This is a genomic window from Brevibacterium sp., assembly GCF_052105255.1.
In the GTDB taxonomy this organism is placed as follows: domain Bacteria; phylum Actinomycetota; class Actinomycetes; order Actinomycetales; family Brevibacteriaceae; genus Brevibacterium; species Brevibacterium linens_B.
The window spans coordinates 1-21,700 of the sequence record NZ_JBQDYQ010000053.1; the positions used below are offsets into that span (position 1 = coordinate 1).

Sequence of the window (21,700 nt, forward strand, 5' to 3'; positions counted from 1 at the left end):
TCACGTCTCCACCGTGCCAGTCCTGGAATGGTCAATAAAGGAGACACGCCCTAGCTGGAGTGAGCGCACCCACTCCAGCCAGTCAGTAATCCATCTCAGTCAGTGAGGAACTCTTCGTGCTCCTCGTCCAACTTACGCAGTGCGTCGAAAGCGGATTGACGGGCAGCCGCATTACGCTTTCGAAGATCCAATACGTCATCTCTACGGAAGCGCGTATGCGACCCTTTCTTGAACGAGTCGATTCGACCTTCATCGACCCATTTCATGAGGGTTGGCCTCGAAATGCTCAGCATGTCCGCTGCTACCGTACTAGTTAGTTCCGTCGGAAGCTGCCCGATCGAGACGGAGCCTTGTTCTGCGATCACCTTCAGGGCATGCAATAGTGTCGTCTGGATACTGGTCGGAAGTTCCGCTTCTTCTCCATCTGCAAAACGGAGCACAAGCGAAGCTTCATTGGGTACGACAGTTTCCTGGGCATCCTTCACAGTCTGATCGCTGATTGCAATTCGCTCGGAAGAAGCTAACGCTGACATAGTCACCCCTTCCCGGGTCTACTTCTATAGCTACATAACAACGATACCAGCCTTTCACTTATAAGTGAAAGGCTGCAATGAATTTCGCCTCGAACTCTTATTTCGCGATGAAGTGGAGGCGCTTATTGACGAACTCGCCCATCCCGATCGGACCCATCTCACGACCGAAACCAGACCGCTTCACCCCACCGAACGGCAACTCAGCCGCCTCCGCCGCAATCGTGTTCACATGCGTCATCCCCACCTCAAGACGAGCAGCCACACGATCAGCACGGCCCTCATCAGTCGAGAACACCGACCCACCCAAACCAAGGGCACAATCGTTCGCCAAGTCGAGCGCTTCCTCGTCACTGCTGACCTTGAACACAGTGGCCACGGGTCCGAAGATCTCCTCCCCATACGACTCGGAATCCCTGGGCACATCAACCAACACAGTCGGCGCATAATACGCCGCCGAGCCCTCTCCCAGCTTACCGCCGATAAGCACCCGAGCACCTTCAGCAACGGCCTTCTTCACCTGCGCATCAACGGTTTCGGCAGCAGCACGCGACGACAGAGGCACATACTCACCCTCACCCAGACTCATCGGATCCCCCGGGGCGAGTCCGGTACCCAATCGCACGAGTTCGGCAACGAAGTCGTCATAGATGTCATCCATGACGATCAGCCGTTTGTTCGAGTTGCAGACTTGTCCGGCGTTATACGTCCGAAACTCCCACGCCTCACGCGCCACCGCCGCCACATCGTCGGCGTCGAGGACGACCATCGGATCGATGCCACCAAGCTCGAGCACAGCCTTCTTGAGGTTCTGACCGGCCTGGGCACCGATGATCGCACCCGCCCGTTCCGATCCGGTCAACGACACTCCCTGAACCCGGGAGTCAGCAATGACCGAGGCGATCTGATCATGGTTGGCAAACAAGTGGCTATATCCGCCGGCAGGGACACCGGCGGCGAGGAAGATCTCCTCGATCAACAGTGCCGACCGCCCACAGATGTCAGCATGTTTGAGCATGATCGTATTACCCAACACCAGATTCGGGGCAGCGAACCGGGCCACCTGGTAGTAAGGGAAGTTCCACGGCATCACACCCAGCAGAGCACCGACCGGCAGAGACTCGATCCGAGCGGTACCGGGGATGGTCGACGGGATCTGATAATCCGTGACCAGACTGGGACCGTGGACGCCGTAGTAGTCGATGATGTCGGCAGCGAACTCGACCTCGTCAACAGACTCAGCATACGACTTGCCCATCTCAACAGAGATGGTCCGGGCGAGTTCGTCCTTGCGCTCATGGAAGATCTCCGCAGCCCTGCGCACAACCGACGCCCGCTCCTGAATATCGGTGTCCTTCCACGTCAGGTACGTGGAGTGGGCGGCAGTCACGGTGGACTCGATCTCGGCATTCGTTGCCTCGGGGAAGGTCTCGAGGATTTCGCCGGTGGCGGGATTCTCAACACGATAGTTCGACATAGTTGCTCCTTCGGAAGTCTCCGGTCGGAATCGCATCTGCGCGACCGGAGACGGTCAATGGTGAGGATTTCTGGTGGGCGGTCAGTGCTGCGACCAGGGCAGCACGCCCGGATATGGGGAGCATGAGGCGATGAATGGCGTCGCTGCGGCCCCATCACCGCAGTCAGTTATCACCCATACCATCGACGGAAGCACCGGAAACGGCGCGAACGATCATTCCGACATGATCGTAATACAGGTCACGGAATTTCGCCGAGGCGGCCGCCCACCGACGAGGACATCGTTTCGTCGTCGTGCCCACCCGACCGATGGTGCCGTGACCGTCCTCAGCGCACGACTTCGCGGTGTGTGGTGTCGAGTCGGCGCGTCCAGCCCCGGCCGTCGAGGTGTTCGAGCAGGGGGATGACGACGCGTCGGGTCGTCCCCAGCGCCTGCCTCGCCTGGCTTGTGGTGAAGGGTTGGTCGAGACCGGCGAGGATCCGCATCGCCTGCGCGGGGGTGCGCAGGGACACGATGATTCCGTCGCCGAGGCGCAGTATCCGTCCCGCCTTCTCGGCGACCGCGAGCTCCCGCGCTCCGAGACCGAGTTCGCGCAGGTCATCGACTTCCGGTGCGGCGAACGGGTCGGATGCGAGTCGACGTTCGATCTCGGCGATCCCGGATTCGGCGGCACCGAGTCCCGCGGTATGCCCGGGCGGGCGAACCATTCCGTCGACGGCTTCGAGTCCGGCGCGGGAGATGACCTGGTTGAGCAGTCGGCGAGTCGCGGCGTCCGTGCCTTTGGGCAGGGGCAGAGTCGGCCCAGCGTGCGCTGCCGACGTGGCATCGCTCGTGGTCTTGCCACCAGGCCTTCGATCGGAGTCCGAAGCTCGGCGCAGTGTCTCGGCGACGGCCTTGAAGGGCACTCCCGCGGCCATCGGCGAGGCGGCCAGCTCGCGGCTGACCAGGGAGTTCGTCGCCTCGACCCAAGCGGTCAGCGTCGGCGAGTGGACGAGCCAGCCGCCCACATCCTCAACGTCGGCGGGCAGACCCTCGTCATCGGGAACCTGTAGACCGAACCGGGTGAGGACGGTGCGTTCGACGGCTCCGCGGCGGGCCACCTCGGCGAGGACATCGCCTGCGACGGGTCGTTCGGCGAGCTCCCGAGCCCGCCTGGCGCTGTCACCTCGTCGGGACAGTTCGGGCGGATCGACATCGAGCACGAGGAGGCCTGCGAAGACGTTGCGGCTGCCCGGGGCGCGAAGCACGATCCGGTCGCTGACCTGCAGCGGAAGGGGCCGATCGAGGGTGAGCCGGGCGTGTTTCGCGTCGAAGGGTCGCAGCCGGGCGGGCACGGCGGCGGTGCCGATATGGGCCATGAGTTCGTGGATGCCGGTATCGAGGGCCTCGCCCATGGTGCGGCGCACATCGATCGCATCGACGATCGGCCAGGCCCCGCTGGTGAGCAGGGCGTCGCCGCGGTGGAGGTCGTCGGCGGGGACGTCGCGGAGGTTGACGGCCACGCGGGCCTGCGGGACCACCTCGGTGGTGGTGGAATTCCGGGACTGCAGACCGCGCACGCCCACGGTCCGGTCGATGGTCTCTCCGCGCAGCTCGACACTGTCGCCCGTGGTCAGGGTGCCTGCCGTGAGGGTCCCGGTGACGACCGTGCCGGCTCCCCTAATGGTGAAGGCTCGGTCGATCCACAGTCGCACCCTCCCCGAGGTGGTCGGCGGATCGGCCGTGGCCGTGACCTCGTCGAGGACGCTGATGAGTTCGGGCAGGCCTTCTCCGGTCGTCGCCGAGACGGTGACGATCGGAGCGTGTTCGAGGCTTGTTCCCCGCAGTTGAGCGCTGACCTGGGCGTGAGTGGTCTCGACGGAGTCGGGGGCGAGGTCGGCACGGGTGATGACGACGAGGCCCTGGGTGATGCCGAGCGCATTGATCGCGTCGCGATGGTCGCTCGATTGGGCTTGCCAGCCCTTGTCGGCAGCGATGACGAAGCAGGCGGTGGGGGCGGGGCCGAGTCCGGCGAGCATGTTCGCGAGGAATTTCTCGTGCCCCGGAACGTCGACGAAGGCGAGTTCGCGTCCCGAGGGCAAGGTGGTCCAGGCGAAACCGAGGTCGATGGTCAGTCCGCGCTTCTTCTCCTCGGCCCAACGGTCGGGTTCCATCCCGGTCAGGGCGCTCACCAGCGTCGACTTCCCGTGGTCGACGTGCCCCGCGGTAGCGATGACGAAAGTACCCGGGGTCGCGTGCGCGGAGCCGTGCGGTGTTTCAGACATGGCGGCCACGGACTCGCTTGATGGCCTCGGCGACCCGTCGATCATCGCTTTCGGGTACGCAGCGCAGGTCGACGAGGCATCGTCCCTGATGGACGCGGGCGACGATCGCGGGATCGCCGAGGCGCAGCGGTTCGGCACAGTCGTCGGGCAGCTCGACGGCCCAGCCGGGCAGGGGCACCCCGGGGGCTCCCCCGCCGCCGACGCGGCCATCGTGTTCGACGACCGTGGCACCGACCGCTGCGGCGAGGACTTCGGTGCGTTTCCGCAGGTGATCTGCGTCGATGTGGAGGGCGTCGTGGATCGGGTTCGCCGTGTGCGTGATCGTGACTTCGAGGGCGGCGAGGGTGAGCTTGTCCGTGCGCAGCGCTCTGGCCAGAGGGTGTTTGGCCAGTGTCTGCACCGCTTCGGCGCGACCGAGGATGAGGCCGGCCTGCGGGCCGCCGAGGAGTTTGTCGCCGGAGACGATGACGAGGTCGGCACCGGCGCGTAGGGCGGTGTCGATGTCGGGTTCGTCGGGCAGGGCCGGGTCGGGGGTGAAGAGTCCGGAGCCGAGGTCGACGATGAGCGGCAGGTCATGCTCCTCGGCGAGTCTATGCAGGTCAGCGACCTCGACGGAGGAGGTGAAACCTTCGACGCGGAAGTTGCTCGTGTGCACCTTGAGCAGGCAGGACGTGTCGTCGCTGATGGCGTCGGCGTAATCGGCCAGGTGCGTCCGGTTCGTCGTGCCGACTTCACGCAGCCTGGCGCCGGTGGTGGTCATGAGGTCGGTGAGGCGGAAGCCGGCGCCGATCTCGATGAGTTCGCCGCGGCTGATGATGATCTCGCCGGAACCTGCGCTGCGGCCGAGCACCGCAGTGACGGCCAGCAGCAGGGCGGCCGCACCGTTGTTGACGATGAGGGCGTCCTCGGCTGCCGGGCAGGCCCGCAAGAGTGCGGCTTTCGCTCCGGTTCCCCGCTTGCTGCGTTTGCCGGTGCCGAGGTCCATTTCGACGTCGACATAGCCAGCCGCCTCGGTGATCGCCTGGGTTGCCGCAGGTGACAGCGGTGCCCGGCCGAGGTTCGTGTGGACGAGGATACCGGTGGCGTTGAGCACCGGGGTCAGGGAGGAGGCCGAAAGGAAACCGAGCTTGGAGGTGATGGTGGGGGCCACCTCGGCGACGGGGATCTCACCGGCTCTCGCAGCGGTCTGCACTTCGGAGATGATCGCTTTGATGGTCGCCTGGTTGAGGTGCTCACCTGCGGCGATGACTTCGGGAAGGGCGAGGAGGTGATCCGTGCGCGGAATGGATCGACGCGGGTCGGGATCGACCATGGGGCGGCCTCCTCGGTCCAGGGTCACCGCGGCGCCGCTGAGTCGGCGGGACCGCAGAACGGTTGGCGGAGGCGGACGGGAATCGAACCCGCCAGACCGAGATACTCGGTCTCACTGGTTTTGAAGACCAGGGCGCCCACCAGGACACGGACGCCTCCATCGGTCATCCTATCGCGGGCGTGGGCGAGTGCTCACAGCAGAGCGCGGTGCAGGTCGCTCTTCTCGATGTGCAAGCCCATCGGACGTGGTGACGGTCTCGTCACGTGAGTGTTAGTCTCCGGGTATGACTGAGATGCAGGACCGTCTGACCTCGTTCGCCCACGGTGGAGGATGTGCGTGCAAGATCCCGCCGGGTGAACTCGAGGACGCGGTGCGCGGGCTGGTCGGTCAGTCCGGTCCAGACGTCCTAGTCGGCCTCGATGACGGTGATGATGCCTCGGCGGTGCGGGTCCGTGACGACCTTGCGGTGCTCTCGACGGCGGACTTCTTCACTCCCGTCGTCGACGATGCTTACGACTGGGGTCGGATCGCTGCGGCCAACGCGCTCTCCGACATCTACGCGATGGGCGGGACCCCGGTGACGGCGATCAACCTCGTCGGGTGGCCGCGGGAGAAGCTGCCGATGGAGCTGCTCACCGAGGTTCTGCGCGGCGGACTCGACGTGGCAGCGCAGGCGAACTGCCCCGTCGCCGGCGGACATTCGATCGACGATCCCGAACCGAAGTACGGCATGGCCGTGACCGGTGTGGCCCACCCGGAGGAGCTCATGCGCAATGACGCAGCCGAGGCGGGGCTGCCCCTGACATTGACCAAGCCGATCGGGGTGGGGATCCTCAACAACCGGCACAAGGTCACGGGTGATCGATTCGACGAGGCCATCGCCACGATGACTTCACTCAATGCCGAAGCGTCGCGAGCGGCCGTGGCTGCTGGTGTACGGGCGGCCACGGATGTCACCGGTTTCGGCCTGCTCGGGCATCTGTTCAAGATGGTGCGAGCCTCGGGCGTCGGAGCCGTCATCGATGCGGCTGCAGTGCCCCGCCTCGACGGCGTCGATGAGTCGATCGCTGACGGTTTTGTGTCCGGTGGGACCAGGCGAAACCTCGACTGGGTGCGGCCGCATCTCACCGCAGACGATTCTGTGACCGAGGATGACCTGCTGCTTCTGGCCGATGCGCAGACCTCCGGTGGGCTGCTCGTCGTCGGTGAACTGCCCGGTCACCCGATCATCGGCGAGATCGTCGCCGGCTCGGGCGTGCACGTGCGGTGAGACGGGTCATCGGCGTGGGGTGACGCGGGCCGTGCGCGCGATGGTCGCCGGTTCGGGCGTGCGCGGTAACGCGGACCGTCCGCGTGGAGTTCATGTGCCCGGATGCGCCGGCCGCTGTCGGACACGGTATTCGATTCCCGAGAGGATGATCTCAAGCCCCTGGTCGTAGAGGCGCTGGTTGCGCTCACGGTCCGTCGGATGGGATCGGAGAAGTTTCGTCAGCGGTGAATCCGACTCTTCGGGTGCAAAGATGTTCATCGGAGACAGCGCATCGAGAGCGACCCCGAAAGCGAAGGCATCAAGGACCTCCAGGGTCGTCAGCAGCTCCTCATCCGGCAGGCCCGCCTGCCGCAGAGCTTCGACCAGGGCTTCGTAAAGGCTGAGCGTGTCGGGTTCATCGATTGTCACACCGAGCAGGTGGATCATGACTCGAGGGTGGTCCGAGTACAGTCGCCAGAGGGAGTGCACACCCTCTTTCAGAACGTCCTTCCACTGTCCCTGCCTCGGAGCGCTGAAGGCATAGTCGCCGCTGAGCACCTCTCGCATCGCGTGGATGATGCCGTCGCGGCCATCCACATGATGATAGAGCGACGACAGACTGACGCCGAGCTTCTTCGCCAGAGGCTGTATCCGCAGCTCTTCGCCCGCATCGATCATCTCTATCGCTGCCCGCGCGATGTTCTCCCGGCTGAGGATCGGTGAAATCGGTCGTGCCATCTAACGCTCTTTCCTTGGTCGGTCGAGGTGCTCGAATGGATTGACAAGTTCTTTCGGTGCGTGCACCATTCTATGTAACCGAAAACTTTTCGTTTATTCGTAAACTTCAATTCTGGCAAAGGGGCCACCCATGAGTTCTCTCTCAGCGTCACAGCCGATGACCGCCACCGATGATCCGCGTGTCCGTCTCCAGCCGCTCAACGGAACCGCCGTCTTCCTCGTCTCGCTCGCGGGGCTCATGATGGCCAATCTCGCACCGCTCATCATGTCGGTGCTCGAACAGGTCGGCTTCGACGTCGTCGCATCGGGCAATATCCTCACTTGGGGGCTGTTCGCCTCGGCCGTGGTGGGACTCAGCACTTCTCGGGCTGCAGCGGGAGCTCATCGACGCACCCTGGCCGCAAGCGGACTCGTCGTCGCCGTCGTAGGGTTTCTCTTCGCTGCGCTCAACGCGCAGCCGAACCTCGTCGTCACTGGTTTCATCATCGGGTCCATCGGCGTCGGCACTGCGATCTCGGCTTCCGGCGCGGCTATTGCGGCACTGCGCAACCCGAACCGGGTCAGCGCCGCCAGCGGTGTCGTGAATCGTCTTCTCGTCATGGTGGTTCTCGCGGTGATTCCGGTGCTCGGCCTCGTCCAGACGACCGTCTTCGGTGCGCTCGCGCTGCTGTCCTTCCTCAGCCTCATCGTCACGGTCTGGCTACCCAGCACCCCGCAGTACTCGAGCGTCGACGCCATCACCGACGCAGACGCCTCGGCCGCGAAATCCCCCAAATCCCCCAAACGGGTTCTCCTCGCGGGCATCGGAGTGCTCATCGTGTTCCCACTCTGGGGAACCAGTGAGGACGCCGTATGGACGCTCGCCCCAGTCCTCGGTGGAGCAATCGGTCTGGGAGAGCAGGGACTCGGTTTCGCGCTCAGCGCCGCAGCAGGGGTCGGTGCCGCAGCGATGGCAATCGTCATCTTCAGCGGCAGCCGGATCGGTCGGGCGCTGCCCCTGGCGATCGCGCTCGTGCTCGGAGGTGCCACAAAGATATGGATCGGCCTGACGACCGATCCGCAGACCTTGGCCGTGCTCATCGTCGTCGTCAATACGATCTACGCATTCGCCTTCGTTCTGTTCCTGGCGACTGCAGCCGGGCTCGACGCACGTGGGAGCTGGTCAGGTCCACTCATCGGCGCCTATATAGTCGGATCGAGTTTCGCTCCGATCATCGGCGCCTGGCTCATCGACAGGGTGGGGATACCCGCCTTCGGAGTCACGATGGGAATCATCAGTTTCGTGCTCATCGTCCCGACCGTTCTCATCGCCCGGGTGTCGACTCGCGTGGAGTCGAGCCTCAACTACCTCAGTGAAGAGTCTCCACGCTGAACAGCTCTCCCGCTCGCCCGTTCATCCGTTCGTCTCGAGTCCTCCGCCCGAGCCTTAGCACAGTATCGCCATAGAAGGAATCATGACCACAGTATTCACGAACGCGACGGTCTTCACCGGTCGCGAACACAACCCGATCCACGAGGCCGTGGCCATCGACGCAGGACGCATCCTTGCTGTGGGTGACCACGATACGGTGCTCGAAGCCGCGGGTGGGTCGGCCGAGGTCATCGATCTCGCCGGCGGCTTCGTCGGCCCCGGTTTCGTCGAAGCGCACACGCACATGATGATGCTGGGTCAGACACTCGACAAGGTGGAGCTGCGGGGTTGCGGGAATCTCGGCGAGATCCAGGAACGTCTTCTCAAGCGGCGCCGTGAACAGCCGGAGGCCGCATTCATCCTCGGTGCAGGCTGGATGTTCGATGCTGTGCCGGGCGATCGGCCCACTGCGGCGATGCTCGATGAGATCATCGATGACATCCCCGTACTCCTGGATTCCAATGATGTGCACTCCGCCTGGGCGAATACGGCGGCGATGAACGCTATGGGCATCGATTCGGAGACTCAGAATCCGACCGGTGGCGAGATCGTCCGCGGTGAGACCGGTGCGGCCACGGGCTTCCTGCTCGAAACTGCCGCGATCGAGTATGCATGGTCGTTCCTCGAAACCATCACGAATGATGCCGACCGAGACCGTTTCCTCGACAGTGCGTTCCGGGTCTACATCGACAACGGCGTGACTGCCGCTTCCGATATGGCCGTGGGTGAGGCTGAGGCCGCAGCGTTCCGCCGTCGACTCGACCGTGACGGATGCCTGCCGTTCCCGGTGACCGGCTATTGGCTGATCAGACCGACTGGCGAGCCCGAGCGTGACCTCGAATCGGTCGCGCGAGCGGTGGAAGTCCGCGACATGTTCGCCCAGGGCCCTGGGGCGGAGTACTTCCGAATCATCGGTGTGAAGCTCATCCTCGATGGGGTGATCGATGCCTGCACCGCCTCGATGCGCGAACCCTATGCTGACGGCTCACACGCCGAAGCGATCTGGACCTTCGGCTCCGCTGCTCCGGTGGCGGTGGCCGCTGACTCTCACGGGCTCGAACTCGCGATGCATGCGATCGGCGATCATGCGAGTGAGATCGCCCTCGACCTCGTCGAAGAGTGCGTGCGGGTCAACGGAGCTCGGACGAGGACAGCCCGGATCGAACACCTCGAATCGGTGACTGACGAGACCATTGAGCGCATGGCTGAGCTCGATGTCATCGCTTCGATGCAGCCAGTGCACTGCGACCCTGCGATCATGGCGAATTGGATGGCTGTCCTCGGCAACGGCCGCGCGGAGACCGGCTTTCCCTGGCACAAGTTCAGAGACGCTGCGGTCACTCTGGCACTCGGCACGGACGCTCCGACTGCTCCCCATCTAACTTCCCACAACCTCTTCATCGCAATGACGACTCGCTCAGCACTCACTCCGGGCTCGGAGACCTATCACCCGGAGCGTGCTTTCGGTGTCGGTCAGGCGTTGGAGGCTCTCACTCGCAACCCTGCCCGAGCGGGCCTCTGCGGAGCCGGTATCGGTGAGATCGTCGCGGGCGAACCGGCCAACCTCGTCGTGCTCGATGTCGATCCTTTCGTTGAAGACAGCGAACGGCTCCTGGACGCCGCAGTCCTCACGACGATCATCAACGGCGCCTCTGCGTACTTGCGTCCGGAGGCAGCTCGCCAGATATAACCCGGTAGGCGTCTCAGCGGAGATGAGCCCGGCAGTGTCTCAGAAAGTCTGAAAAGGGCACACGGGATCAAACAGGCATCGGCCGAGCTTCAGAACCGGCGCGTGATGGCATAAGTCATCGGCTCGGGGTGACATGCGTCAACGGCGTGGGATGACGTCCTCGTCGCGGAACTGGCGGAAGCTGGACATGAAGAACCAGAAGACGGCACCTTGGACGAGACCGAACAGCAGTGTCTGCCACCAATTGAATGAATCGTTGCCCCAGCCGAGGAAACTCATCCCGAAGTAGACCAGTGGGGAGGCCACTGCCACAAACACACCGAGCTTGATGCTCTGGCGATCCCTGAGTAGCTTCTTCATAGATCTCTCACGCTACCCAATAATCCTCATTTCGCAAGTATGTTTGCTGAATATGCTGTCTCGTGAGGCACTTTTCGGCACCAATCGTCGTTCGCAGGGGAAGTTCGCGCAGCGAGTTCGAGCCTCCCTCACCGGTCCTCGCACACCATCGCGTTGCGGAGGGTTGTTTCGACACGAACGGTGACTGATTCCCAGCGGACTGTAGGACGTGCCACCAGCGGGAGGCGATAGCACGAACGGTGAGAGCTGCTCACGGTGAGCGGCGCCCTGCGACTCGAGCGGTGAAGGATAACCTCCGCGCGTCTACCGCCCGGTGGTGATGGAGTCGTCGGTGACGCCGCGAGCCCGACGTTCTTCGAGGCGAGCGCGCTGCGGTTCGACCACGTGCCTGGGGTCCTTCGTCGATTCGATTCCGGCTTCCAGCACGCCGAAACGCGTGTACGCCGAGGCGGCTGCCAAGGCTGCACCGGAAACGACGGACAGCCCCCGCAGAACAGCACGCGTCTTCCAGCCGCCACCCAGCTTCTTCGCGAACACGCGCGCCCCCACCTCGACGGCGGCGGTGCCGACGGCCCCGGCAATGAGCAGTTTCTCGGCCCGATGCAGCTTGTGGCCCGGTTCGCCGTCGTCCAGCGGATCGACCTCGGCCGGGTGCATGCGCTTCCTCATCGCCGACATCGCATAGGCCTCTCCGGCGGTGCCGGTGAGCGCGAGCAGTCGGGCCGGGCCGGTCTGGGCCACCGGCGCCAATGCCATCGCAGCGCCTCCGGCGGCCATCGAAGCCGAGGACACGAACACGTACGGCAGACCATTGCGGCCAGCGGCGTTCCAGGTCGGAACGGCCGTCGCCCCGAGAAGCACAGCGGTATATGCGGCCAGCGGCGTGGCGAAGAAGGCGGATTCGACGGCCGCCGGCGTCTCCATCGCATGAAGCACCTTGCGCAGCGGGCCCAGAGGCAGCAGCTTCTCACCGGTGATCCGGTCGAGTTCGATCGCGAAGGTCACTCCTGATCCGACGCCGAAGCCCGAGAGGATCCAGGTGCCCAAGCTCATCGGCGACGAGACTTTGACGACGCGCATCATATTGAGGAATCGTTCGGGCCTGCCGAGGTCGGCCACGAGAGCGGCACCACCGATGCCGGTCGCCGCGATTGCAGTCATCCGGGAGGCGATGCGCAGACCGGGCCGGTCGGTCAGCTGCGCACCGAAGCCCAACAGAGACGAACCGCCTGCCAGACCGCCGAGGAACAGGTACGTCCCGATCTCATCGCCCCATGGTGGAGCCTTGACGATCGGTCGACCGTAGTAGGACGTGAACTCGACGTCCTCGACCATGGGCATCTCACGGTTGCCGTCGGCACCGCGGTTCTTCCACCCGCCGCCACGGCCGTTGCCGCCGCGACCGCCCCGACGGCCACCGGAACCGTCAGGTCCGCTGGGACCTCCACGGCCGCCTCGGCGACGTTTTCTGCGTCCGCCTTCCGGCTCGGGTGGGCGGTAGGAATCGTATTTTGAGGTGCTCATGAACGGCGGCTCCCGAGGAACGCGAGTCCGGCCGCGGCGACCATGCCCAGCGCCGCGATCCCGGCGTTGGCGTACATCTTCGGCAGATCCTTCGTCGCGACCCGCGGGTCCGGCGGCAGGCCGTAGACCTCGGGTTCGTCGAGGAGGAGGAACACGGATCCGGTGCCGCCGACCCCGTCGTTCGGGTTCGCCCCGTAGAGGCGAGCTTCGGTCAGTCCCTTCGCGTGGAGTTCGGCCACACGGTCGTGCGCCTGATCGACCATGTCCTGACGGTCGCCGAACTTGATCGACTGCGTCGGGCAGGTCTGTGCGCAGGCTGGTTCCTGACCCTCGACGAGGCGGTCGTAGCAGAGGGTGCACTTGTTCGCGGTACCCGCGTTCGGCACATCCATGTCCGCGGCCTTGCGATCATCCCGGTCGGTGGGGGTGTTGATCGTGCCGTCATCGCGGCGTTCGATGACACCGAAGGGGCAGCCGGCCACGCAGGTTCCACAGCCGTTGCAGACATCGTTCTGGACGACGACGGTGTCGAATTCGGTGCGGAAGAGCGCGCCGGTCGGGCACACGTCGAGGCAGCCGGCGTGCGTGCAGTGTTTGCACACATCAGACGACATCAGCCAGCGGAAGTCCGCGGTGTCCGGGGGTGTCGTGTCGACGTTCGACAGGTCGGTCGGCTCCAGGGCACCCGGTGCCAGCAGATCGACGCCCAGCTCAGGCGTCGTCGGCAGACCGGCGGAGGTCCGGCCCTCCGCCGCCGCACCCAAGGCCCCGTCCAGCGGCTGCGCCGCGGCAGACTCATCGGTGCGCGGGCGGATCGTGGGCATGCCGAGATTGACGAGCTTGCGCCCGGATTCCCTCGCCTTCTCGATGCGTTCGGAATCCTGTTCGATGAAGGCGACGTGCCGCCAAGTGTTCGCCCCGAGACTGCCCGTGTTGTCATACGAGGAACCGAGCAGTTCGAAGGTGCCGTCCTGCGGGTTGCGGTTCCACTCTTTGCACGCGACTTCGCAGGCCTTGCAGCCGATGCAGATCGAGGTGTCGGTGAAGAATCCCTTGCGGCTGTGCGCGGAATCGTGCCAGTGCCCGTCCGCGAGCGTGCCGTCATCGATCGTCGGTGTCGACATCAGTCGTCCTCCTCCTCGTTCTCCTGGCCCGCCTCGTCAGCCTGGCCATCCCGAGCTGCGCGGGCGTGAGCTTCGGCCTCGGCCACCTCGGTTTCGGCGATCGCACTGCCGTCGGCGTGCCGTCCGTGGTCGGGGTCGCCGTCGCTGGGGTCCCCGTCGTCGGCGCGGTTCGCCACGGCCGTCTCGGTAGGTTCGGTGGGCTCGGCGGGTTCGGTCGCCTCGGTGGGTTCGATGGTGATCCTACCGCTGCGATCATCGGCACTGTCGACCGTCGCCGAGGCGTCGGTGTCGCCCTCGCCGGATCCCCCCGCCGAGGCGGTCGTGCCGTCACGATCGGAGGCTCCATCCCGTCCCCCGTCCAGGGTCCTGCCCGGGGTGACGCCGACGGCCGAGTCGCCGCCTCGGTGAGCGTGCCCACCGGCGCTGCGGCCCTGCCCGGTGCCATGGGCGGCCGCGACATCCTCGGCGGTCACCGTGACCTGCTGGTTTCCGGATTCGGGACTGAGCCCGGCCTCTCGCTGGTACTTCTCGACGAAGTCGACGAGTTCCGGTCCGCGGGGACGCCGACCCGGCACGATCGTGCCGGCCACGTATTTGCTGTTCTGGATGTAGACGTTGGGGTCCATCGTCACTCCGAGCAGGTCGTTGGCGGAATCGCCCTCGACGACGGCACCCTCACCGCCCACGCCCCAGTGGTAGGGCAGACCGATCTGGTGGACGGTCTTCCCGCCGATCGTCAGCGGAGTCATCCGCTTCGTCACGAGCACACGGGCCTCGATGGCCGCCCGCGGGGAGACCAGGGTGGCCCAACCGTAGGGCTCGAGTCCCACCTCGGCGGCGAGTTCCGGTGAGATCTCGCAGAACATCTCCGGCTGCAGCTCCGACAGGTACGGCAGCCACCGGGACATGCCTCCGGCGGTGTGGTGCTCGGTGAGCCGGTAGGTCGTGAACACGTAGGGGAAGACCTCGGATCCGGGCACCCCGGCACCGGGTGCGGACAGGTTGTCCTCACGGCGCATGACCATCCGGGTCGGGCTGTTCTGCTGCGCATACAGCGGGTTGACGACCGTCGATTCCTGCGGCTCGTAGTGTGTGGGCATCGGACCGTCGACCATGCCGCTGGGCGCGAACAGCCACCCCTTTCCATCGGCCTGCATGACGAACGGATCGTCGCCGTCCAGGTGGGCGGGTCCGCCGTAGGCGGCATCCGATCGGGCGGCGGGTGCACGGTCGATCGGGAAGTCGGGCACGTCCTTGCCCGTCCACTTCCCGGCCTCGTCGTCCCACCACACGAACTTCTTCCGCTCCGACCAGGGAGTACCGTCCGGTGCGGCCGAGGCACGGTTGTACAGGATCCGGCGGTTCGCCGGCCAGGCCCACGCCCATTCGGCGGCGGTTTCGTCCTGCTCATCCCGCGGTTTGCGGCGGGCGGCCATGTTCTGGCCACCGGCATAGACGCCGGCGTAGATCCAGCAGCCTCCGGCGGTGGCCCCGTCGTCGGTCATCTGGTTGAAGTTGTCCAAGGGCTCGCCGTCGCGGTCGCCGCCGATGAAGTAGCCGTTGATCTCCCTGACGACCGCCTCGGCGTCGACTTCGCCCTCCTCGTCGACCGGGTAGTCCCAGGTCATGTCGAGCAGCGGACGATCGCGGGGGTCGTCGGAGTCTTTCAGCTTCTCGCGCACGGCTTGGCCGAGCTCATAGAAGAAGTCGAGCTCGCTCTGTGCGTCTCCCGGCGGGTTGACAGCCTTGTGACGCCACTGCACGAGACGCTGGGTCTGCGTGAACGTGCCGGCCTTCTCCGTGTGGTTGGCCGCGGGAAGGAAGAACATCTCGGTGTCGATGTCCTCGGTCTTCAGCTCCCCGGTCTCGATCTCGGGGCCGTCCTTCCACCAGGTGGCGGATTCGATGAGGCTGAAGTCACGGACGACCATCCACTTCAGGTGGCTCATCGCCATGCGCTGCATGCGCCCGTTGGCCGAGCCCACGGCCGGGTTCTGCCCAAGCAGGAAGTATCCGTCGACGCCGTCGTTGAGCATCCGCACCGCGGTCTGATAGGTGCCGTGGGCGCCGTTGATGCGCGGCAGATAGTCGAAGGCGAAGTCGTTGTCCTTCGTCGCCGCATCGCCCCACCAGGCCTTGAGCAGGCTGGTGGCGTAGGCACGGCCGTTGGCCCAGTAGCCCTTATGGGTCTCCGGGGTGCCCACGGCTGCGACGTAATCGTCGAAGGCGTCGTGGACCCCGGCGCTGGGCATCGGCAGGTAGCCGGGCAGCAGATTGAACAGGGTCGGGATATCGGTCGATCCCTGGATCGTCGCGTGCCCGCGCAGCGCCATGATTCCACCGCCGGGTCGGCCCATGTTGCCCAGCAGGAGCTGGAGGATCGAGGCGGTGCGGATGAATTGCGCGCCGAGGCTGTGCTGGGTCCAGCCGACCGCGTAGGCGAAGCACGTGGTCCGTTCCCGGCCCGAGTTCTCGGTCACCGATTCGTAGAGGTAGTCGAAGTCTGCGGGTTTGATTCCGCAGTTCTCCTCGACCATCTCAGGCGTGTAGCGCGAGTAGTGGTGCCGCAAGATCTGGAAGACCGACTTCGGGTCTTCCAGGCTCGGGTCCGTCAGCGGAGCACCGTGCTCATCCGTCTGGTACGACCAGGTCGAGTTCTCGTACGAGTTCGTGTCCGGGTCGAACCCGGAGAACAGCCCGTCGAGATCCTCAGTGTCGACGTAGTCGTCGCTGATGAGGTTCGCTGCGTTGGTGTAGGCGCGCACGTACTCGTCGAAGTAGCGGCCCTCGGTGAGCACACGGTTGATGAGCGCACCGAGCAGCACGATGTCGGAGCCGGCCCGGATGGGCACATGCTTATCGGCGATCGCGGTGGTGCGCGTGAAACGAGGATCGACGTGGATGATGCGGGCACCACGGGCCTTGGCCTCGGTCACCCATTGGAAACCCACGGGGTGGCACTCGGCCATATTGGAACCCTGGATGATGATGCAGTCCGCATTCGCCATATCCTGGACGGGTTGTGTGGCGCCGCCGCGCCCGAACGAGGTTCCCAAACTGGGAACCGTGGCGGAGTGTCAAATACGCGCCTGGTTCTCGATCTGTATCGCCCCGGCCGCGGTGTAGAGCTTCTTGGCGAGGTAGTTCTCCTCGTTGTCGATGGTCGCCCCGCCGAGGCTGGCGATGCCCATCGTCCGCCTCAGCGGGTGGCCTTTGTCGTCGAAGTCCTCCCAGTGGTTGCGGCGGGCTTCGATGAATCGGTCGGCGATCATGTCGATCGCGGTCGGCAGGTCGATCTTCGTCCAGTCCTTGGCCTTCGGGGCCCTGTAGAGGACGTCGGTGACACGACCGGGAGCGTTGACCAGCTGTTCGCTGGCTGCGCCCTTCGGGCACAGGCGGCCGCGAGAGATCGGTGAGTCCGGGTCGCCTTCGATCTGCACGACCTTGTCATCCTTGACGAAGATCTTCTGCCCGCAGCCGACGGCGCAGTACGGGCACACGGATTGGACGACCTTGTCGGCCGTGACCGTGCGTGGAGTGGTGTCCCGAGTCTGCTGGGACACGACGGATTCGCCGCGTCCCGTCTTATCCGACGTGCGCAGCTGCCGGAGTACCGGCCACTCGAGGAAGCTGAACCGAGCCATGGCACCACCTTAGCCCCTCACGGGGCGGAAATGCACCAGGTGAGACCGGGTCTTCGATTGGGCCTCAGGGGCTGGGAATGCCCGGTTCGCCGAGGCGGCTGCGCGGTCTTGATCGACCACGCAGCCGCCTCGGTGCTGGGTTCCGGGTCCGGGTCTCTGCGTTGGCTGAGTTCAGATCCGGCGGGCCAGGAGGATCGCGTCCTCGAGTTCGGCGGGTTCGCCCGACGGGGAGGTCACCTCTCGGGAGCGGGTGTCGGCGAGTTCGATCTCCCAGCGGTGCGGGCTGGCGCCGATGAGAAGGGCGAAGTCTCCGTTCGGGCTGACCAGTTCATGGTGGTGGTCCATGCCGTGTTCGAACTTCTCGCTGTGTTCGGCGGCCCACGGCGGCATCGTCGCGTGGGAGACGAGGAGGAGGGCCCCGCCCGGTGCCACGTGCGCGGCGACGCGGGTGAGCAGTTCTTCCCGGGTGTCGGGCAACCGGGTGTGGAGGAAAGATCCGGTGACGAGGTCGAAGCCACCTCGGCGATCGGGGTCCTCCGGTTCCCAGGTGGAGACGTCGGCGACGGCGAACTCGGCGGAGGCTCCGCGGGATTCGGCGGCCCGGCGGGCACGGTCGATGGCTGTGGTCGACAGGTCGATGCCGGTGGCGTCCCAGCCGTTCTCGGCCATCCAGACGATGTCGGCGCCCTCACCGCAGCCGACGTCGAGGACGCGGCCGGGGGTCATCTCGGAGACGACGGCGACGAGAGCCTCGTTCGGGTTTCCGGACCAGATTGCGTCGTCGGCCTCGGCGTAGCGCTCTTCCCAGGCAGCCACGGAATCGGGCACGCCGGTATTGCCTGCGTCGGTTCTGTCTGAGTGGGTGTGATCGTTGTGGCTGCTGGTCGCTGTCACTTGTCGACGCCCGGATCGGCAGGGATCGAATCGGGGGCGGCACCGTCTGCACCGTCGGTCTCGGCGGCCGCGGCGGCTTCCTGCTTGGCCAGTTCGGCACGGACCTCGTCCATGTCGAGTCCCTTGACGGCGGTGATGACCTGTTCGAGCTGCGGGGCGGCGAGCGCGCCGGGCTGGGCGAAGACGACGATGCCCTGGCGGAAGGCGACGAGGGTCGGGATGGAGGTGATCGAGAAGAGTCCGGCCAGCTGCTGTTGGGCTTCGGTGTCGATCTTGCCGAAGACGATGTCGGGGTTGGCCTCGGCGGCCTGCTCGTAGACCGGGGCGAACTGCTTGCAGGGGCCGCACCAATCGGCCCAGAAGTCGAGGAGGATGATCTCGTTGTCGTTGATGGTCGACTCGAAGTTGTCTTGCGTGATTTCGATCGTAGACATGCCACCCAGTCTAGGAGCCGCGGATGAATATCGTCTGGACGGAGGTCATCGACGACTTCCTGCCCGCTTCAGCCGGGGCAACCAGCGCTGCCGCAGCCGGCGACGGCCCGATTCGGTTCAGCCCTCGAGGTCGGCGATCGGTTCGTCGTCGATGATGGCGGTGAACACGTCGTCCGCCTCGGCGGATTTGACCACTCGGTTGGGGCCCTCCGGCGCCGCCGTCCAGGGCATGATCTCGAAGGTGATGTCGTCCTCGGGCACGGAAGCCACTGTCGTGGCCAGGGAGGCGAGCGCTCGCATCGAGTCGAGTTCGTCGTCGACGCCGATCGTCGAGGTCACAGCGTCGAGGAATCCGTAGAGGCGGTCGGGCCGGGTGAGGACCTGGCCGCTCTTGGCACGGTCGATGATGGCCTCCATGACCATCTGCTGGTTGCCCATCTGTGAGATGTCGCTGCCATCGCCCACGGCGTGCCGTGTCCGGGCCAGGGCGAGGGCGTCGTCTCCGCCGATCGTCTGGTGGCCGGCGGGCAGGTCGAGGTTCGCCTTCGGGTCGTTGAGAGGTTCGTCGAGGTCGACGGTGATCCCGTCGAGCGCGTCGACGATCGCTGAGAATCCGTCGAGGTCGACGTTGATGAAGTGGTCGACGCGCACCCCTGTGAGTTCCTCCGCCGCTGATACGGAGCAGGCCGGACCCGCGTTGAGGGCCGAGTTGACCATTCCGTGCGTGGGCGCTGATGCGCCGTGGCCGGTGTCGTCGCAGTCGGGTATGTCCATGATCGTGTCACGTGGGATCTGTACGGCGTCGATGCGGCCGCCGTCGGCGGCGACGTGAGCGAGGATCATCGCATCGCTGCGGGCACCCTCAGCGCCGCCGAATCCTTGCGCCGAGGCAGCCCCGGAGTTCGCGCCTTCACCTGTGCCCGAGCCATCGGAGGCATCCTTCGCCGAGTCGAGATCGCGGGTGTCGGATCCGATGATGAGGACGTTCGTCTCGTCGGTGAGCTTCTCCGGAACGTCGCCGCCGTGGGCGCGCCGCGGGGACGAGGTGATATTCGCGCCGAGGTTGTGCACCGCCACCGCGATCGTCACGGGGGCACCGATGATGAGGACCGCGGCCACGGCGACGAAGGTGCGCTGGCGCCGGTACTTCGCGGCAAGTCGTCGCTGTCGGCGGGGTCCTGGCGGCGGTGTTTCTCGGTTGTCCACGGTTCCGGTGCTCCTGCGTCCGGGGGCACGGCGGATTGCGTACAAAACGGAATGTATACAATCCTAAACATCTGTGCGGTCGAGTGCACATCACTGTGTTCCATCTCTCGACTGAAATCATTCGGCCGAAATCACCAGTAGAGCGATCACTCTGTTATGCTGGAACTGTTCTCGCTCAGTAATGTGCGGAGCAGATGGTGTATCAAGAGCAGGTAGATTCGCTCGTCACCATGTGTTTGCCCGTCGGCGCGTGTCTGCCTTCCGCGCCCCTCATGATTTTTCCCAGTTCAGTCGTCTGACGACTTCCGTCCAGCACCTTCGAGTGCATGATCGAAACCGAGTATCCCCGCGATTTCGTCTGAAACAGAGACCTCACATCAGAGAACTCATCCTCACCAGCGATTCCGAGTCCTCGGTTCACCCACAGATTTTCGTTGGATCTGCGTCTGAAGATCCAGTCCAGCCAGCGGGAAAGCCGGATCCAGCAATGGGTTCGACCATCACGATCGCAGCAGCGGTCGTCAGTTAAAAATAAGGATACAAAGATTATGGCAACAGGTACCGTGAAATGGTTCAACGCGGAAAAGGGTTTCGGATTCATCCAGCCTGACGACGGTTCGGCTGACGTGTTCACTCACTTCTCCGCGATCGAAGCCTCCGGCTACCGCGAGCTCACCGAGGGTCAGAACGTCGAGTTCGACTCTGAGATGGGCTCCAAGGGCCTGCAGGCGACCCGCGTCCGCGGCCTCTGAGACTCTTTGAGAGTCTCACCTAGAGACTTCTGAGATTCACCAGCGACCCTGCGTTCACCCACTTGGTGTGAACGCAGGGTCGCTGTCATCTCCCCAATTGCTACCTGACGGCGGCCCAGCAACCTGGCGCGAGGTTGCTGGGCCGCCCTCGGGTAGTTTCGGGAGAGCCAAGAGCTTCTATTGACAAGCTCCTTTGCTCTATCTAACGTCGGTGCCAACGATCATAGACCGTCACATCGGAGGAGCGATGCAGCACAAGGGACTCACCCGTTGGATCGTCGCGTTCATCCTGCTCGCTGCTGCCTGCATACTGAGTTCCCAGGCGGCCCCGTTCCATGACATTGCCGGGTTTCTGTGGCTCTTGGCCCTCGTTCTGCTGATCACCGCCACGACACTCGCGGTCATTCGTGATCGCCGGCGACGCCGATCAAGCTGAACACTCCGGCAGCCCCACGCACGTCGGCTCGCCCGGTTATCCTGAACTCATGCCGCCCCGCGACACTGCCCGTCTGCGCCTGCGGGAGATGACCGACGACGATCTCGACGATATGGCCGCCCTCCTCGGCGATCTGCGAGTGATGGAGTATTACCCTCACCCCAAGGACCGCACCGAGGCGGCTGAGTGGATCCGCTGGAATCGACGCAATTACGCCGAACACGGGTTCGGACTGTGGATCGTGGAAACACACAAAGGTGAGTTCCTCGGCGACTGCGGGCTGACGTGGCAGACCGTCAACGGCACACCACACCTTGAGGTCGGTTTTCATGTGAAGCCGTCCGCCCAAGGCAAGGGGTTCGCCACCGAGGCGGCTCTGGCCTGCGTCGATCACGCTCGAGAGCTCGAGGTCGCTGCAATGCTGACCGCCATCATCCACCGCGACAATCGACCGTCGCGGCGTGTGGCCGAGAAGCTCGGAATGCAGCGCAACCCCGAACTCCGACACAAGTCCCCGGTCCACGAGGTGTTCTCCCTGGACCTGTGATCGCCCCAATTACTACCCGAGGGCGGCCCAGCAACCTGGCGCCAGGTTGCTGGGCTGTGCTGTCTCACTACCTTGCTTACAACCTGTCTCAACACATTGCTGACACCA

16 protein-coding genes, 1 tRNA gene and 1 pseudogene are annotated in these 21,700 nt (G+C 64.8%); 5 read left to right on the forward strand and 13 right to left on the reverse strand.

What is annotated here, in order from left to right; all coding sequences use genetic code 11:
- Positions 1–95 precede the first annotated feature (95 nt).
- The 5 genes from ACTIIH_RS12940 to ACTIIH_RS12960 form a co-directional block, all read right to left on the reverse strand.
- The gene (locus ACTIIH_RS12940; protein WP_441452215.1) at positions 96–533 is read right to left on the reverse strand and encodes a helix-turn-helix domain-containing protein; all 438 of its coding nucleotides are present in this window, start codon (positions 531–533) and stop codon (positions 96–98) included.
- Between the two features lie 97 nt (positions 534–630).
- The gene (locus ACTIIH_RS12945; RefSeq protein ID WP_441452217.1) at positions 631–2,007 is read right to left on the reverse strand and encodes an NAD-dependent succinate-semialdehyde dehydrogenase; all 1,377 of its coding nucleotides are present in this window, start codon (positions 2,005–2,007) and stop codon (positions 631–633) included.
- Positions 2,008–2,333: 326 nt separating this feature from the next.
- Positions 2,334–4,271: a selenocysteine-specific translation elongation factor gene (gene selB / locus ACTIIH_RS12950; RefSeq protein ID WP_441452218.1), complete on the reverse strand. Its 1,938-nt coding sequence runs from the start codon at positions 4,269–4,271 to the stop codon at positions 2,334–2,336.
- A complete protein-coding gene (gene selA, locus ACTIIH_RS12955; protein WP_441452220.1) occupies positions 4,264–5,583 on the reverse strand; it encodes an L-seryl-tRNA(Sec) selenium transferase in 1,320 nt (439 codons plus the stop codon). The genes selB and selA overlap by 8 nt, the downstream gene beginning before the upstream one ends.
- 63 nt (positions 5,584–5,646) lie before the next feature.
- Positions 5,647–5,741, reverse strand: a tRNA-Sec gene (locus tag ACTIIH_RS12960).
- A gap of 125 nt (positions 5,742–5,866) precedes the next feature.
- Between ACTIIH_RS12960 and selD the strand changes: the two genes are divergently transcribed.
- Positions 5,867–6,853 (forward strand): selenide, water dikinase SelD, encoded by a 987-nt coding sequence (gene selD / locus ACTIIH_RS12965; protein WP_441452222.1) that lies wholly within the window; start codon positions 5,867–5,869, stop codon positions 6,851–6,853.
- Between the two features lie 90 nt (positions 6,854–6,943).
- On the opposite strand, the gene ACTIIH_RS12970 is transcribed toward selD, so the two are convergent.
- Positions 6,944–7,570 (reverse strand): TetR/AcrR family transcriptional regulator, encoded by a 627-nt coding sequence (locus ACTIIH_RS12970; RefSeq protein ID WP_441452224.1) that lies wholly within the window; start codon positions 7,568–7,570, stop codon positions 6,944–6,946.
- Positions 7,571–7,700: 130 nt separating this feature from the next.
- Between ACTIIH_RS12970 and ACTIIH_RS12975 the strand changes: the two genes are divergently transcribed.
- The gene (locus ACTIIH_RS12975) at positions 7,701–8,942 is read left to right on the forward strand and encodes an MFS transporter (protein ID WP_441452226.1); all 1,242 of its coding nucleotides are present in this window, start codon (positions 7,701–7,703) and stop codon (positions 8,940–8,942) included.
- An 82-nt stretch (positions 8,943–9,024) separates the two neighbouring features.
- Positions 9,025–10,671 carry an amidohydrolase gene (locus ACTIIH_RS12980; protein WP_441452227.1) on the forward strand — a complete coding sequence of 549 codons (1,647 nt, stop codon included), beginning with the start codon at positions 9,025–9,027 and terminating at the stop codon, positions 10,669–10,671.
- Positions 10,672–10,809: 138 nt separating this feature from the next.
- Here ACTIIH_RS12980 and ACTIIH_RS12985 read toward each other — a convergent pair whose 3' ends face one another.
- From ACTIIH_RS12985 to ACTIIH_RS13015, 7 genes and pseudogenes are all read right to left on the reverse strand, one after another.
- Positions 10,810–11,031 (reverse strand): hypothetical protein, encoded by a 222-nt coding sequence (locus ACTIIH_RS12985; protein WP_441452229.1) that lies wholly within the window; start codon positions 11,029–11,031, stop codon positions 10,810–10,812.
- A 303-nt stretch (positions 11,032–11,334) separates the two neighbouring features.
- On the reverse strand, positions 11,335–12,555 hold the full coding sequence (nrfD, locus tag ACTIIH_RS12990; RefSeq protein WP_441452231.1) for an NrfD/PsrC family molybdoenzyme membrane anchor subunit: 1,221 nt from the start codon (positions 12,553–12,555) through the stop codon (positions 11,335–11,337).
- On the reverse strand, positions 12,552–13,679 hold the full coding sequence (locus ACTIIH_RS12995) for a 4Fe-4S dicluster domain-containing protein (RefSeq protein ID WP_441452233.1): 1,128 nt from the start codon (positions 13,677–13,679) through the stop codon (positions 12,552–12,554). The genes nrfD and ACTIIH_RS12995 overlap by 4 nt, the downstream gene beginning before the upstream one ends.
- A gap of 473 nt (positions 13,680–14,152) precedes the next feature.
- Positions 14,153–17,323, reverse strand: a pseudogene (gene fdnG / locus ACTIIH_RS13000) (formate dehydrogenase-N subunit alpha); the annotation flags it as partial.
- 171 nt (positions 17,324–17,494) lie between these two features.
- The gene (locus ACTIIH_RS13005; RefSeq protein ID WP_441452234.1) at positions 17,495–18,151 is read right to left on the reverse strand and encodes a class I SAM-dependent methyltransferase; all 657 of its coding nucleotides are present in this window, start codon (positions 18,149–18,151) and stop codon (positions 17,495–17,497) included.
- Positions 18,152–18,213: 62 nt separating this feature from the next.
- Positions 18,214–18,651, reverse strand: coding sequence for a thioredoxin family protein (locus tag ACTIIH_RS13010; protein ID WP_025776566.1), 438 nt, complete (start codon positions 18,649–18,651; stop codon positions 18,214–18,216).
- A gap of 117 nt (positions 18,652–18,768) precedes the next feature.
- Complete coding sequence (locus ACTIIH_RS13015) at positions 18,769–19,857, reverse strand: LCP family protein (protein ID WP_441452236.1); 1,089 nt, start codon at positions 19,855–19,857, stop codon at positions 18,769–18,771.
- A 548-nt stretch (positions 19,858–20,405) separates the two neighbouring features.
- Here ACTIIH_RS13015 and ACTIIH_RS13020 point away from each other — a divergent pair.
- Both ACTIIH_RS13020 and ACTIIH_RS13025 read left to right on the forward strand, forming a co-directional pair.
- Positions 20,406–20,609 carry a cold-shock protein gene (locus ACTIIH_RS13020; protein WP_062240453.1) on the forward strand — a complete coding sequence of 68 codons (204 nt, stop codon included), beginning with the start codon at positions 20,406–20,408 and terminating at the stop codon, positions 20,607–20,609.
- 485 nt (positions 20,610–21,094) lie between these two features.
- Positions 21,095–21,592, forward strand: a complete 498-nt coding sequence (locus ACTIIH_RS13025) for a GNAT family N-acetyltransferase (protein WP_441452238.1) — start codon at positions 21,095–21,097, stop codon at positions 21,590–21,592.
- Positions 21,593–21,700 lie beyond the last annotated feature (108 nt).